This is a genomic window from Citrobacter sp. JUb117 (genome assembly GCF_024809055.1).
GTDB lineage: Bacteria > Pseudomonadota > Gammaproteobacteria > Enterobacterales > Enterobacteriaceae > Citrobacter > Citrobacter gillenii.
In genome coordinates this window covers 391,310-406,020 of record NZ_JANUFB010000003.1, presented here as the reverse complement: position 1 = coordinate 406,020, position 14,711 = coordinate 391,310, and the positions used below count along the sequence as shown (strand labels likewise).

12 protein-coding genes are annotated in these 14,711 nt (G+C 51.1%); 10 read left to right on the top strand and 2 right to left on the bottom strand.

Features of this window, described 5'->3' with window-relative positions:
• Window positions 1–1,005 precede the first annotated feature (1,005 nt).
• The 9 genes from tdcA to M2374_RS09240 all read left to right on the top strand — a co-directional run bounded on the left by tdcA (window position 1,006) and on the right by M2374_RS09240 (window position 12,761).
• A complete protein-coding gene (tdcA, locus tag M2374_RS09280) occupies window positions 1,006–1,944 on the top strand; it encodes a transcriptional regulator TdcA (protein ID WP_181688713.1) in 939 nt (312 codons plus the stop codon).
• A 98-nt stretch (window positions 1,945–2,042) separates the two neighbouring features.
• Complete coding sequence (gene tdcB / locus M2374_RS09275) at window positions 2,043–3,032, top strand: bifunctional threonine ammonia-lyase/L-serine ammonia-lyase TdcB (protein WP_096755563.1); 990 nt, start codon at window positions 2,043–2,045, stop codon at window positions 3,030–3,032.
• Window positions 3,033–3,054: 22 nt separating this feature from the next.
• Window positions 3,055–4,386 carry a threonine/serine transporter TdcC gene (gene tdcC / locus M2374_RS09270; protein WP_115257422.1) on the top strand — a complete coding sequence of 444 codons (1,332 nt, stop codon included), beginning with the start codon at window positions 3,055–3,057 and terminating at the stop codon, window positions 4,384–4,386.
• Between the two features lie 31 nt (window positions 4,387–4,417).
• A complete protein-coding gene (gene tdcD, locus M2374_RS09265) occupies window positions 4,418–5,626 on the top strand; it encodes a propionate kinase (protein WP_181688714.1) in 1,209 nt (402 codons plus the stop codon).
• 28 nt (window positions 5,627–5,654) lie between these two features.
• A complete protein-coding gene (gene tdcE / locus M2374_RS09260) occupies window positions 5,655–7,949 on the top strand; it encodes a 2-ketobutyrate formate-lyase/pyruvate formate-lyase (protein WP_096755566.1) in 2,295 nt (764 codons plus the stop codon).
• Window positions 7,950–7,962: 13 nt separating this feature from the next.
• Window positions 7,963–8,358 (top strand): enamine/imine deaminase, encoded by a 396-nt coding sequence (locus M2374_RS09255; RefSeq protein WP_096755567.1) that lies wholly within the window; start codon window positions 7,963–7,965, stop codon window positions 8,356–8,358.
• Window positions 8,359–8,448: 90 nt separating this feature from the next.
• Window positions 8,449–9,813 carry an L-serine ammonia-lyase gene (gene tdcG, locus M2374_RS09250; RefSeq protein ID WP_181688715.1) on the top strand — a complete coding sequence of 455 codons (1,365 nt, stop codon included), beginning with the start codon at window positions 8,449–8,451 and terminating at the stop codon, window positions 9,811–9,813.
• A gap of 281 nt (window positions 9,814–10,094) precedes the next feature.
• Window positions 10,095–11,426, top strand: a complete 1,332-nt coding sequence (locus M2374_RS09245) for an amino acid permease (RefSeq protein WP_096755569.1) — start codon at window positions 10,095–10,097, stop codon at window positions 11,424–11,426.
• 24 nt (window positions 11,427–11,450) lie between these two features.
• Window positions 11,451–12,761: a serine dehydratase subunit alpha family protein gene (locus M2374_RS09240; RefSeq protein WP_117342714.1), complete on the top strand. Its 1,311-nt coding sequence runs from the start codon at window positions 11,451–11,453 to the stop codon at window positions 12,759–12,761.
• 54 nt (window positions 12,762–12,815) lie between these two features.
• Here the strand turns inward: M2374_RS09240 and M2374_RS09235 are convergent, their stop codons facing one another.
• Together M2374_RS09235 and M2374_RS09230 are read right to left on the bottom strand one after the other, a co-directional pair.
• Window positions 12,816–12,977 carry a hypothetical protein gene (locus M2374_RS09235; protein WP_096755571.1) on the bottom strand — a complete coding sequence of 54 codons (162 nt, stop codon included), beginning with the start codon at window positions 12,975–12,977 and terminating at the stop codon, window positions 12,816–12,818.
• A gap of 25 nt (window positions 12,978–13,002) precedes the next feature.
• Entirely contained in the window at window positions 13,003–13,704 is a 702-nt protein-coding gene (locus tag M2374_RS09230) for a pirin family protein (protein ID WP_137363373.1), read from the bottom strand.
• Between the two features lie 104 nt (window positions 13,705–13,808).
• On the opposite strand from M2374_RS09230, the gene yhaJ reads away from it, so the two are divergent.
• Window positions 13,809–14,705, top strand: a complete 897-nt coding sequence (gene yhaJ, locus M2374_RS09225; RefSeq protein ID WP_181688716.1) for a DNA-binding transcriptional regulator YhaJ — start codon at window positions 13,809–13,811, stop codon at window positions 14,703–14,705.
• Window positions 14,706–14,711 lie beyond the last annotated feature (6 nt).

Here is a 14,711-nt window from a genome sequence, read left to right as displayed (position 1 = left end):
AACCCTCGTCAGAAATGGCGAGGGTTTTTGCTTTGTGGTGACCAGGATGAATGACTGTCCACGACGCTATGCTCAAAAGAACGCGGCTTATCGGTCAGCTTCACTCTTTATAGAACCCCGCTTCGGCGGGGTTTTTGCTTTACGGCAGGCAACAAGATGAATGGCTGTCCACGACGCTATGCTCAAAAGAACGCGGCTTATCGGTCAGCGTCAACTATTAAGGAAATCCTCTTCAGAAATGGCGAGGGTTTTTGCTTTTATGGCGTGTTTTTTATGCCTACTGGTCCCGATTTTTTTGTAGGCCGGATAAGGTGCTTGCACCGCCATCCGGCAAATTTGCGGTAAATCTCATTTTTATTTTCCCGTTATTTATTCGAAAACGTCTTTTTCAGCGGCAAAGGGGTTGCTGAAAATTTCCAGTTTTGTGACAGCTAACACAAAACGCTTATCGATACGTTTCGCTATAGAAAAAACACACGCAATCGATCGAAATCACAAAATTACTTGCTGTGAAAATACCAAAAACCAGCGTTAATTTATTGTTGCATTTGATAATCTATTGTTTGTTTTGTTTTGAATAATGATAAACGCAATGTTTCTTTACAAACAAATAAGGCAAAATAGTGTGATGCATGGCGTTATTTAACCACGATAATAATTAAATTATAATTTTATTTGATAAATTGCTCATTAAATTTAAACGTTATCCCGACCGATAATTACTCTGTAATTGCTTGAATTATCATCTTTCAACCGTCGGTTAAATAACCGTTAACGTGCATGTGTTATCGCCATAAATTTTCGTTATCCCCCCATCTTTTTTTGATTAAAGTCAGGTTAAAGTGAGATCGTTTTTCTTCATTACATTGATAAATAACGATTTTATTGGTTTATAATAATCTTACAAAATGTAAGTGAAGGGGATTTGTGAGTGGTCGCACATATCCGTGAACGTTTAATTTGGTACACTTCCTGCCGTCAACAAAGTAATTAGAGCAGGCCGATATGAATACTATTTCTCTCCCTAAAACACAGCACTTAGTGGTCTTTCAGGAAGTCATTAGAAGTGGTTCTATCGGCTCAGCTGCAAAAGAATTAGGTTTAACTCAACCCGCAGTAAGCAAAATCATTAATGATGTTGAGGCTTATTTTGGTATTGAGTTGGTGGTGCGTAAAAATACAGGCGTCACATTGACCCAAGCCGGTCAGGTGATGCTCTCATGGTCTGAATCTATTACCCGTGAAATGAAAAACATGGTTGATGAGATGAATAGCATGACGAGCAATGCGGTTGTTGATGTGTCGTTCGGTTTCCCCTCACTGATCGCCTTTACCATCATGTCCGGCATGATTAAGAAGTTTAAAGAGGTGTTCCCGAACGCGCAGGTTTCCATGTATGAAGCCCAGCTTTCCTCTTTCTTACCAGCGGTTCGTGATGGGCGTCTGGACTTTGCAATCGGCACGTTAAGCGATGAGATGAAATTGCACGACCTGCATGTGGAGCCGCTGTTCGAGTCAGAGTTTGTTCTGGTTGCCAGTAAGTCCCGAACACGCACCGGCATCACTACGCTGAGCGCATTGCAAAATGAACAGTGGGTGTTGCCGCAAACGAATATGGGTTACTACAGCGAGCTTCTTACTACGTTACAAAAAAATGGCATCAGCAGTGAAAACATCGTTAAAACAGACTCGGTCGTCACAATTTATAATCTTGTTCTCAATGCTGATTTCTTAACAGTAATTCCCTGCGATATGACCACTCCATTTGGTTCAAACCAGTTTATTACTATTCCGGTAGAAGAGGCCTTACCGGTCGCGCGTTACGCCGCCGTCTGGTCTAAAAATTATCGAATTAAAAAAGCAGCATCAATTTTGGTGGAATTAGCCAAAGAATATTCATCAATTAATTGCCAGCGACGAAAGCAATTAATTGAAGTTGATTAAAGATTAAACTCGATTTAATACGGAATTAATGCCATCGGTCTATATCAGACGTTGGTCACGGCTATCTATTTACTTTAATACCCAGGTAAGAGGTTCTAATGCACATTACATACGATCTCCCAGTTGCAATTGAAGATATCCTCGAAGCGAAAAAAAGACTGGCGGGGAAAATTTATAAAACGGGAATGCCTCGCTCTAACTATTTTAGTGAACGTTGCAAAGGGGAAATTTTCCTTAAGTTTGAGAACATGCAGCGTACTGGTTCATTTAAAATTCGCGGCGCCTTTAACAAGCTCAGTTCTTTAACTGAAGCAGAAAGATGTAAAGGCGTGGTGGCCTGCTCTGCAGGTAACCATGCGCAAGGGGTTTCCCTCTCTTGTGCGATGCTCGGTATTGACGGCAAAGTGGTGATGCCAAAAGGCGCACCGAAGTCTAAAGTGGCTGCTACCTGCGACTACTCCGCAGAAGTTGTGCTGCACGGTGACAACTTCAACGACACGATCGCTAAAGTGAGCGAGATTGTTGAAACTGAAGGCCGCATCTTTATTCCGCCTTATGATGATCCGAAAGTGATTGCCGGCCAGGGGACTATCGGTCTGGAAATTCTGGAAGATCTGTATGATGTCGATAACGTGATTGTGCCAATTGGTGGCGGCGGACTGATTGCTGGTATTGCGATAGCCATTAAATCCATCAACCCGACCATTAAAATTATTGGCGTACAGTCTGAAAACGTTCACGGCATGGCGGCTTCTTTCCACGCTGGAGAAATAACCACGCACCGAACGACCGGCACCCTGGCGGATGGTTGTGACGTCTCCCGCCCGGGTACTTTGACCTATGAAATCGTTCGTGAGTTAGTGGATGACATTGTCCTGGTCAGCGAAGATGAAATTCGCAACAGTATGGTGGCATTAATTCAGCGAAATAAAGTTGTGACAGAAGGCGCTGGCGCGCTGGCCTGTGCTGCATTATTAAGCGGGAAATTAGATAGCTATATCCAGAATAGAAAAACAGTCAGCATTATTTCTGGCGGTAATATCGACCTTTCTCGTGTATCCCAAATTACTGGTTTAGTTGACGCTTAATATATTTCGTTGAGGATAGGATATGAGTACTACTGATAGCATTGTATCCAGCCAGACAAAACAATCGTCCTGGCGCAAATCGGACACCACCTGGACACTGGGTTTATTTGGTACAGCCATCGGCGCCGGGGTGTTGTTCTTCCCTATCCGCGCAGGCTTTGGCGGGCTGATCCCCATTCTGTTAATGCTGGTGTTAGCGTACCCCATCGCGTTCTATTGCCACCGTGCGCTGGCACGCCTGTGTCTTTCCGGTTCTAACCCTTCCGGCAACATCACAGAAACGGTTGAAGAGCATTTTGGTAAAACGGGCGGCGTGGTCATCACGTTCCTCTACTTCTTTGCGATTTGCCCACTGCTGTGGATTTATGGCGTCACCATTACCAACACCTTTATGACCTTCTGGGAAAACCAGTTGCAGATGCCAGCGCTTAATCGTGGCTTCGTCGCGCTGTTCCTGCTGCTGTTGATGGCATTCGTCATCTACTTCGGTAAAGATCTGATGGTTAAAGTGATGAGCTTCTTGGTATGGCCGTTCATTGCCAGCCTGGTACTTATCTCTCTGTCCCTGATCCCTTACTGGAACTCAGCGGTTATCCAGCAGGTGGATCTCAGCAATATAGCGTTGACCGGGCATGACGGTATTCTGGTCACCGTATGGCTGGGTATTTCCATCATGGTGTTCTCCTTTAACTTCTCGCCAATTGTTTCCTCTTTCGTGGTGTCTAAACGCGAAGAGTATGAAAAAGATTATGGCCGCGAATTTACCGAGCAGAAATGTTCCAAGATCATCTCCCGCGCCAGTATGCTGATGGTTGCAGTGGTCATGTTCTTCGCCTTTAGCTGCCTGTTCACGCTGTCTCCGGCAAATATGGCCGAAGCCAAAGCGCAGAACATTCCGGTACTGTCATACCTGGCGAACCACTTTGCTTCACTGTCCGGCACCAAGTCGACCTTCGCGACCGTTCTGGAATACGGTGCTTCTATCATCGCACTGGTCGCTATCTTCAAATCTTTCTTCGGCCACTATCTGGGCACGCTGGAAGGTCTGAACGGTCTGGTCCTGAAGTTTGGTTATAAAGGTGATAAGAACAAAGTCTCTGTTGGCAAACTTAACACCATCAGCATGATCTTCATCATGGGTTCCACCTGGGTTGTGGCTTACGCCAACCCGAACATCCTGGACCTGATTGAAGCGATGGGCGCGCCAATTATCGCCTCACTGCTCTGCTTGCTGCCGATGTATGCCATCCGTAAAGCGCCGTCTCTGGCGAAATACCGTGGCCGTCTGGATAACGTGTTTGTTACTGCGATTGGTCTGCTGACTATTCTGAACATCGTCTACAAACTGTTTTAATCCTTAAGCTCAGGATGAGCGGAGTAGTGAAATGAATGAGTTTCCGGTAGTACTGGTTATTAATTGTGGTTCATCTTCCATTAAATTCTCAGTGCTGGATGCAGCCAACTGTGATGTTTTAATGGCGGGAATTGCAGACGGTATTAACTCTGAAAATGCGTTCATAGCAATTAATGGTGGGGAGCCGGCTAAGCTGGCTCACCACAGCTACGAAGACGCATTAAAGGCTATTGCCGCTGAACTGGAACAACGTAATTTAATGGACAGCGTGGCCTTAATTGGCCACCGCATTGCCCACGGTGGAAGTATCTTTACGGAATCAGCGATAATTACAGATGACGTTATCGACAATATTCGTCGGGTATCTCCTTTAGCACCATTACATAATTATGCGAACCTGAGCGGGATTGAATCCGCACAGCATCTTTTCCCTGGCGTACAGCAGGTGGCGGTATTTGATACCAGCTTCCACCAGACGATGGCACCTGAAGCCTATCTGTACGGTTTACCGTGGAAATATTACGAGGAGCTGGGTGTTCGTCGTTATGGCTTCCACGGCACGTCGCACCGCTATGTTTCTCAGCGAGCGCACGAGCTTCTCGACCTCCAGGATGATGATTCTGGCCTGGTTGTCGCGCACCTGGGTAACGGCGCGTCCATCTGTGCGGTCCGTAACGGACAAAGCGTGGATACCTCAATGGGTATGACGCCGCTGGAAGGACTGATGATGGGCACGCGTAGCGGTGATGTGGACTTTGGCGCAATGGCGTGGATCGCCAGTGAAACCAATCAGACGCTGAGCGACCTTGAGTGTGTCGTTAATAAAGAGTCTGGCCTGCTGGGTATTTCCGGTTTGTCCTCTGACTTACGTACGCTGGAAAAAGCCTGGCACGAAGGACACGAGCGTGCGCAGCTGGCGATTAAAACCTTTGTGCATCGTATTGCACGCCATATCGCCGGACATGCTGCATCGTTACATCGTCTTGATGGGATTATTTTCACCGGCGGCATTGGTGAAAACTCAGTCTTAATTCGCCGTCTGGTGATTGAACATCTGGCCGTATTAGGTGTGAATATCGACAGCGAAATGAATAGTCTGCCAAATTCTCATGGCGAGAGAATTATCTCTGCTAATGATGCTCGAGTTATTTGTGCAGTTATTCCGACGAATGAAGAGAAAATGATTGCTCGTGATGCCATTCATTTAGGCAGAATTAACACACCAGTAGAATTTGCATAATTAATTTTCTGTAGAGAGATTATTTTTCATGAAGGTAAATATCGATACCAGCGATATGCTGTATGCCGACGCGTGGCTTGGCTTTAAAGGTACGGACTGGAAAGAAGAAATTAATGTCCGTGATTTTATTCAGCATAACTACACGCCTTATGAAGGGGATGAATCTTTCCTCGCCGAAGCGACGCCGGCAACCACCGCATTGTGGGAAAAAGTCATGGCGGGCATCCGTATTGAAAACTCGACGCATGCGCCGGTAGATTTTGATACCAATATTGCCACTACGATCACCGCGCACGATGCCGGTTATATTGAACAAGAACTGGAAAAGATCGTCGGTCTGCAAACGGATAAGCCGCTGAAGCGTGCGCTGCATCCGTTTGGCGGCATCAACATGATCAAAAGCTCTTTTGATGCTTACGGTCGTGAAATGGATGCTGATTTTGAGTACCAGTATACCGAACTGCGTAAAACCCATAACCAGGGCGTGTTCGACGCGTATTCCCCGGATATGCTGCGCTGCCGTAAGTCCGGCGTATTAACCGGTCTGCCGGATGGCTATGGCCGTGGTCGTATCATTGGCGATTACCGCCGTGTTGCGTTGTACGGTATTCGCTACCTGGTGCGTGAACGCGAGCAGCAGTTTGCCGATCTCCAGTCGAATCTGGAATGGGGGCAGAATCTGGAGGCGACGATTCGCCTGCGTGAAGAGCTGTCTGAGCACCGTCGTGCGCTGCTGCAAATGCAGGAGATGGCGGCGAAGTACGGTTGCGATATTTCCCGTCCGGCGCGTAACGCACAGGAAGCCGTGCAGTGGGTGTATTTTGCTTATCTGGCCGCGGTGAAATCGCAGAACGGCGGCGCGATGTCGCTGGGCCGTACTGCATCGTTCCTCGACATTTACATTGAGCGCGACTTCAAAGCCGGTATCTTAAACGAGCAGCAGGCGCAGGAGTTGATCGACCACTTCATCATGAAGATCCGCATGGTGCGCTTCCTGCGTACCCCGGAATTCGACACCCTGTTCTCCGGCGATCCTATCTGGGCGACCGAAGTTATTGGTGGGATGGGGCTGGACGGCCGCACGCTGGTCACCAAAAACTCGTTCCGCTACCTGCATACGCTGCACACCATGGGACCGGCACCTGAGCCGAACCTGACGGTGCTGTGGTCTGAAGGCTTACCGATTGCCTTCAAAAAATATGCCGCACAGGTGTCTATCGTCACGTCGTCCTTACAGTATGAAAATGACGATCTGATGCGCGCTGACTTTGAAAGCGATGACTATGCCATTGCCTGCTGCGTCAGCCCGATGGTCATCGGCAAACAAATGCAGTTCTTTGGTGCGCGTGCCAACCTCGCCAAAACATTGCTGTACGCAATCAACGGCGGTGTGGATGAGAAGCTGAAAATCCAGGTCGGGCCGAAAACTGCGCCGCTGATGGATGACGTGCTGGATTACGACACGGTGATGGAGAGCCTGGACCACTTTATGGACTGGCTGGCCGTGCAGTACATCAGTGCGCTGAACATCATTCACTATATGCACGACAAGTACAGCTACGAAGCCTCGCTGATGGCGCTGCACGATCGTGATGTTTATCGCACCATGGCATGCGGTATGGCGGGTCTGTCCGTTGCTGCGGACTCCCTGTCGGCTATCAAGTACGCTCGCGTCAAACCGATCCGTGATGAAAACGGCCTGGCGGTCGACTTCGAAATTGAAGGTGACTATCCGCAGTACGGTAACAACGATGAGCGCGTAGACAGCATTGCCTGCGACCTGGTTGAACGCTTTATGAAGAAAATTAAAGTGTTGCCAACCTATCGCAACGCGGTGCCGACGCAGTCCATTCTGACCATCACCTCTAACGTGGTGTACGGCCAGAAAACCGGGAATACCCCGGACGGGCGTCGCGCAGGTACGCCGTTTGCGCCAGGGGCGAACCCGATGCACGGCCGCGATCGCAAAGGTGCCGTCGCCTCGTTGACCTCGGTGGCTAAACTGCCGTTTACCTATGCCAAAGATGGTATCTCGTACACCTTCTCGATTGTGCCGGCTGCGCTGGGCAAAGAAGATAGCGTGCGTAAAACCAACCTGGTCGGTCTGCTGGACGGTTATTTCCATCATGAAGCGCATGTCGAAGGCGGTCAGCACCTGAACGTCAACGTCATGAACCGCGAAATGCTGATGGATGCTATTGAGCACCCGGAAAACTATCCGAACCTGACGATCCGCGTGTCTGGCTATGCGGTGCGCTTTAACGCGCTGACCCGCGAACAGCAGCAGGACGTTATTTCACGTACTTTCACCCAGGCGCTTTAACGCCGGAGGGTTTATGAGAAAAGTTATTGCAACCGACTGTGCGCCAGGGGCGATTGGGCCTTACGTACAGGGCGTGGATCTGGGCAGCATGGTGTTGACCTCAGGTCAAATCCCGGTATGTCCGCAGACCGGTGAAGTTGCCGAACACGTGACCGATCAGGCGCGTCAGAGTCTGGAAAACGTGAAAGCGATCGTTGAGTCCGCCGGTTTGAAAGTGAACGATATCGTGAAGACCACCGTTTTCGTGGCCGATCTGAACGACTTCGCCACCATTAATCAGGTGTATCAGCAGTTCTTTGATGAGCACGAGGCTATCTATCCGGCACGCAGCTGTGTGCAGGTTGCTCGCTTGCCGAAGGATGTGAAGCTGGAGATTGAAGCCATCGCCGTACGCGGCGACACGGTGTAACTCCCCGCGGGGCGATCGTCAGGATCGCCCCGATCCCGTTAATGAGTGTGAAACCTGGTCTTCACTGAACGGCAATCCGAGGGTGTGGATATGATTAGCGCATTCGATATTTTTAAGATTGGCATTGGACCTTCCAGCTCCCATACCGTGGGGCCAATGAACGCAGGTAAAAGCTTTATCGACCAACTGGTCAGTAGCGGAGAATTGCACCAGACCACGCGCATTGTGGTCGATCTTTATGGTTCACTCTCCCTGACCGGAAAAGGTCATGCGACCGATGTCGCCATCATGATGGGCCTCGCAGGTAACAGTCCGCAAAACGTGCAGATTGATACCATTGCGGGTTTTACCCAGGACGTGGCCCGTACCGGACGTCTCCCGGTGGCAGAGGGCACGCATATCGTTGATTTCCCTCCTGCTGAGAACATTCTCTTCCATAGCGAAACGCTCCCGCGCCATGAAAATGGTATGCGCATCACCGCGTGGAACAGCAACGAGACGCTATTAAGCAAAACCTATTACTCCGTTGGCGGTGGTTTTATCGTTGAGGAGGATCACTTTGGTCAGGCGCACGATGTTGAAACGCATGTGCCGTACAATTTCCATTCTGCCAGCGAGCTGCTGAAACTGTGCGAGCGAAACGGACTTTCCGTTTCCGGCCTGATGATGCAAAACGAGCTGGCGATGCGCAGTAAAGATGAGATTGACGCGGGTTTTGCGGCAATCTGGGATGTCATGCACGCCGGTATCGAGCGCGGCATGAACACCGAAGGCGTCCTGCCCGGTCCGCTTAACGTTCCGCGTCGCGCCGTGGCATTACGTCGGTTGCTGGTTTCCAGCGACAATCTGTCCAGTGACCCAATGAACGTCATCGACTGGATTAACATGTTCGCACTGGCCGTGAGCGAAGAGAACGCCGCCGGGTGCCGGGTTGTTACCGCCCCGACAAACGGTGCGTGTGGCATTATCCCCGCCGTGCTGGCCTATTACGACAAGTTCCGCCGCCCGGTGAATGCGAACTCCATCGCCCGTTATTTACTGGCTGCGGGGGCGATAGGCGCGCTGTATAAGATGAATGCGTCTATCTCTGGGGCCGAAGTGGGCTGCCAGGGTGAGATTGGTGTGGCCTGTTCCATGGCAGCCGCCGGACTGACAGAACTGCTTGGCGGGAGCCCTGCGCAGGTCTGTATTGCCGCTGAAATCGCCATGGAGCATAACCTGGGGTTAACCTGCGATCCGGTCGCCGGACAGGTGCAAATTCCGTGCATTGAACGTAATGCGATCAACGCAGTAAAAGCGGTTAACGCCGCGCGTATGGCGCTGCGCCGCACGTCAGAACCTCGGGTGTCGCTCGATAAAGTTATCGAGACGATGTATGAAACTGGCAAAGACATGAACGATAAATACCGCGAAACCTCACGCGGCGGTCTGGCGATCAAAGTAGTGTGTATGTGAGTTAATCAAAATAGCATGACCAAAAAGGTGCACAGAAGTGCACCTTTTTTTGTTGTGATCTGCTTCAAAAACAGAAATCGATCCCACCTTTGATGTTTTCAAGAGAAAATCTTTCTTTACCTGTAGGGATTATAGGGTTTTGTTTGTGAAGTTTTTCTCTGACCCTGAGCGTATGATTTTCTTCATTCTAAGAGCTCGCCTGCATCTTATGAATTGCGTATCGCCTTGACGCAATACGAAAAAAATAAAAAAACCTCTACCTACACATTAAGCGGGAAATTATGGAAACGGCTACGAATAACAGCGTAATACTCGACGCATCCGCTCCGGCGCGCCGGGCGGGAATGACCGAAAGTGAATGGCAGGAAGCCATTAAATTCGACAGCATGGACACCGGTTGGGTCATTATGAGTATCGGTATGGCGATTGGCGCGGGGATTGTTTTTCTTCCCGTCCAGGTGGGTCTGATGGGGTTGTGGGTATTCCTGCTGTCCTCGATTATCGGCTATCCCGCGATGTATTTGTTCCAGCGTCTGTTCATCAACACGCTGGCTGAGTCTCCTGAGTGCAAAGATTACCCAAGCGTCATTAGCGGTTATTTAGGCAAAAACTGGGGCATCCTGTTAGGGGCGTTGTATTTTGTGATGTTGGTTATCTGGATGTTTGTTTATTCCACCGCCATCACTAACGACAGCGCTTCGTATCTGCATACATTTGGCGTGACCGAAGGGTTACTGTCCGACAGCCCGTTCTATGGCCTGGTGCTGATTTGCATCCTGGTGGCTATCTCGTCACGCGGTGAAAAATTACTGTTTAAAATCTCCACCGGCATGGTGTTGACCAAGCTGCTGGTCGTTGCCGCCCTTGGCGTGTCGATGGTCGGGATGTGGCATTTACATAACGCTGGCTCGCTGCCGCCGATGGGGCTGCTGATCAAGAATGCGATTATTACGCTGCCCTTTACGCTGACCTCGATTCTGTTTATTCAAACCTTAAGCCCGATGGTTATCTCGTACCGTTCTCGCGCAAAATCCATTGAGGTCGCGCGTCATAAAGCGCTGCGCGCCATGAACATCGCGTTTGGCATACTGTTTGTCACCGTCTTCTTCTACGCCGTCTCTTTCACCCTGGCAATGGGCCATGATGAAGCGGTGAAAGCCTACGAGCAGAACATTTCCGCCCTGGCGATTGCCGCACAGTTTATTAGCGGTGACGGTGCGGGTTGGGTGAAAATCGTCAGCGTTATTCTGAACATCTTTGCCGTGATGACCGCGTTCTTCGGTGTGTACTTAGGCTTCCGTGAAGCGACTCAAGGCATTGTGATGAATGTGCTGCGTCGCTACATGCCTGCTGAGAAGATCAACGAAATCTTCGTTCAGCGCGGCATCATGGTCTTCGCTATTTTACTGGCCTGGAGTGCAATTGTGCTCAATGCGCCGGTACTGAGCTTCACCTCTATTTGTAGCCCAATCTTCGGCATGGTGGGCTGTTTGATCCCGGCCTGGCTGGTCTACAAAGTTCCTGCACTGCACAAATATAAAGGCGCTTCCCTGTACCTGATCATCATCACAGGCCTGCTGTTGTGCGTTTCTCCGTTCCTGGCATTTTCTTGAGTTATCTGAGTGAAGGTCGTTGCTATGTTTGAGACTACATTGAATCCATTATGGGACTGTTTTATCCGCGCGGTGCAGGAAGAAGTCAAACCTGCCCTGGGCTGCACCGAACCTATCTCTCTGGCTTTGGCGGCGGCAGTCGCATCCGCTGAGCTGAACGGCGCGGTTGAACGCATTGATGCGTGGGTATCACCCAACCTGATGAAAAACGGCATGGGCGTGACCGTACCGGGCACCGGAATGGTAGGGTTGCCCGTCGCCGCTGCGCTGGGTGCGCTGGGTGGCAATGCCCACGCGGGTTTAGAAGTGCTGAAGGATGCGTCCGCAGAGGCCATAGCCGACGCCAAAGCCATGCTGGCTGCCGGAAACGTGGCGGTGATGCTGCAGCAACCTTGCGAAGATATTCTCTTCTCACGCGCTAAGGTGTACAGCCGTGACGGGTGGGCGTGCGTCACGATTGTTGGCGGTCATACCAACATTGTGCACATCGAAACCCATAATGGTGTGGTGTTCAGTAAAGAAGAACAGACGCAGGATGAAGAGCTGGATTCGCCGCTGGCGGTGTTATCCCACACCTCGCTGGAAGAGATTCTGGCGTTTGTGAATGCGGTGCCGTTTGAGTCCATCCGCTTTATTCTGCAGGCGGCAAAACTAAACGGGGCGCTGTCTCAGGAAGGGTTACGCGGGACATGGGGATTACATATCGGTGCTACGCTGGAGAAGCAGTGTGCCCGTGGCCTGCTGGCAAACGATCTTTCAACCGCTATTCTGATCCGTACCAGTGCGGCGTCGGATGCGAGAATGGGCGGCGCGACGCTGCCGGCGATGAGTAACTCCGGTTCCGGGAACCAGGGGATCACTGCCACGGTTCCGGTGATGGTGGTGGCCGAGCACTTTGGTGCGGATGATGAAAAACTGGCGCGTGCGCTGATGTTGTCACACCTGAGTGCAATCTATATCCATCATCAGCTTCCTCGCTTGTCGGCTCTGTGTGCGGCAACGACGGCGGCGATGGGCGCGGCGGCGGGGATGGCATGGCTGGTGGATGGGCGCTATAACACCATCGCCATGGCGATCAGCAGCATGATTGGCGATGTGAGTGGGATGATTTGCGATGGTGCGTCAAACAGCTGTGCGATGAAAGTGTCTACCAGCGCGTCGGCGGCATGGAAGGCGGTACTCATGGCGCTGGACGATACGGCAGTGACCGGTAACGAAGGGATTGTGGCGCATAATGTCGAGCAATCTATTGCGAATCTGTGTGCGCTGGCATGTCGTTCGATGCAGGAAACCGACAAGCAGATCATTGAGATCATGGCCAGCAAAGCGCATTAATCTGTAGGCCGGGTAAGGCGTAACCGCCACCCGGCGTCAGTCTGAGCCGCCTTATCAGGCGGCGTCTTCTTCTTCCTGCCTTTGCTCGGCATCGGCAACAATCGCTTCCAGTTCCGTCAGCATATCTTCATAGCCAAAGGTTTTGGTCTGGACGACCGTGTCCTGAATTTTGGCTTTGACCGCCGGCTTACGCTTTTTTGACGCTTTCTTGCTCATAGTCGTACTCCCTTGTTTTTCCTGACTATACGGGCAAATCTATCAGCAAAGCGCGCAAAGGCGTATCGGCAACTAATGTTATGTTAGCTTCGTCACGAATAAATGCGCCATCACCACAGGTCAGCGCTTCTTTTTCTGCTCCAGCCGTTAGCGCATGGAACGTGCCGTGGATCGACTGCAGATAGGCGCGTGGGCCATGTAACTGAAAACTCAGTGATTCACCTTGCTTCAATTCGACATGGTGTATCCACACCTGCTGGCGAAGATGCAGGCTGCCTTGTTCTCCGTCCGGGGAGGCGATCAGTTGATACTTGCCGGTCGCCAGCGTGGCTTTCTGTACACAGGCATTTTCCCGCTGCGGGCAGGCGTCCAGCCATAATTGCATGCGGGTTAATGGCTTATCCTTGTTAAGGTTGTGCTCGCTGTAGCTAATCCCAGGCTGCGTGGCGAGCAGTAAAACCTCACCGGCTTTTGCCCGGACATGGTTGCCTTCGCTGTCGCGATATTCCGCTTCCCCTTCAAGGATCAGGTTGACAATATCCACCTTCGGATAGGTACGCGGCTGGAAAGAGGCCCCCGGTGCCAGAACTTCCTGGTTCAGAACACGCAGCGAGGCGTAACCCAGCAGCTTAGGATCAAAATAGTGTCCAAAGGAGAAGGTATAACGGGCTTGCAGCCAGCCGTAGTCTGCCTGTCCGCACTGTTTTGCTGTTCGGGTAGTAATCATCTTTCTTGACCTCTCTTTACTTCCTTTTATGTTAAATGGCTGGACGCTGTATTGTTAGCCAGATATTCTGCCCGGTATGTTCAAATTTCCTGAATGAGAACGACATGGCCAAAGAAAGGGCATTAACGCTTGAAGCGTTACGCGTAATGGATGCAATCGACAGACGTGGCAGCTTTGCCGCTGCGGCGGACGAACTGGGGCGCGTTCCTTCCGCTCTCAGCTATACCATGCAAAAGCTGGAAGAAGAGCTGGATGTGGTGTTGTTTGACCGCTCAGGCCATCGCACAAAATTTACTAACGTTGGACGCATGCTACTGGAACGTGGGCGCGTGCTGCTCGAGGCGGCTGATAAGCTGACCACCGATGCCGAAGCGCTGGCCCGCGGCTGGGAAACGCATCTGACGATCGTCACCGAAGCGCTGGTACCCACGGCAGCGTTCTTTCCGCTCATCGACCGGCTTGCCGTGAAGGCCAATACCCAGCTTTCGGTGATCACTGAGGTGCTGGCTGGGGCATGGGAACGCCTGGAGCAGGGAAGGGCGGATATCGTGATCGCCCCGGATATGCATTTTCGTTCATCGTCAGAAATTAATTCCCGCAAGCTGTACACGCTGATGAACGTCTATGTGGCCGCGCCGGATCATCCTATTCATCAGGAGCCGGAGCCGTTGTCGGAAGTGACCCGAGTGAAGTACCGGGGAATTGCGGTGGCGGATACCGCCCGTGAGCGCCCGGTGCTGACCGTCCAGTTACTGGATAAACAGCCGCGCCTGACGGTGAGTTCAATCGAAGATAAGCGCCAGGCGCTGTTGGCCGGGCTGGGTGTGGCGACCATGCCGTATCCGCTGGTGGAGGAGGATATTGTCGCAGGTCGTTTGCGCGTGGTAAGCCCGGAGTCCACCAACGAAATTGATATCATCATGGCCTGGCGACGGGACAGTATGGGTGAGGCCAAATCCTGGTGTCTGCGGGAAATTCCGAAGCTGTTTGCGGGCAAATAAGGTGGG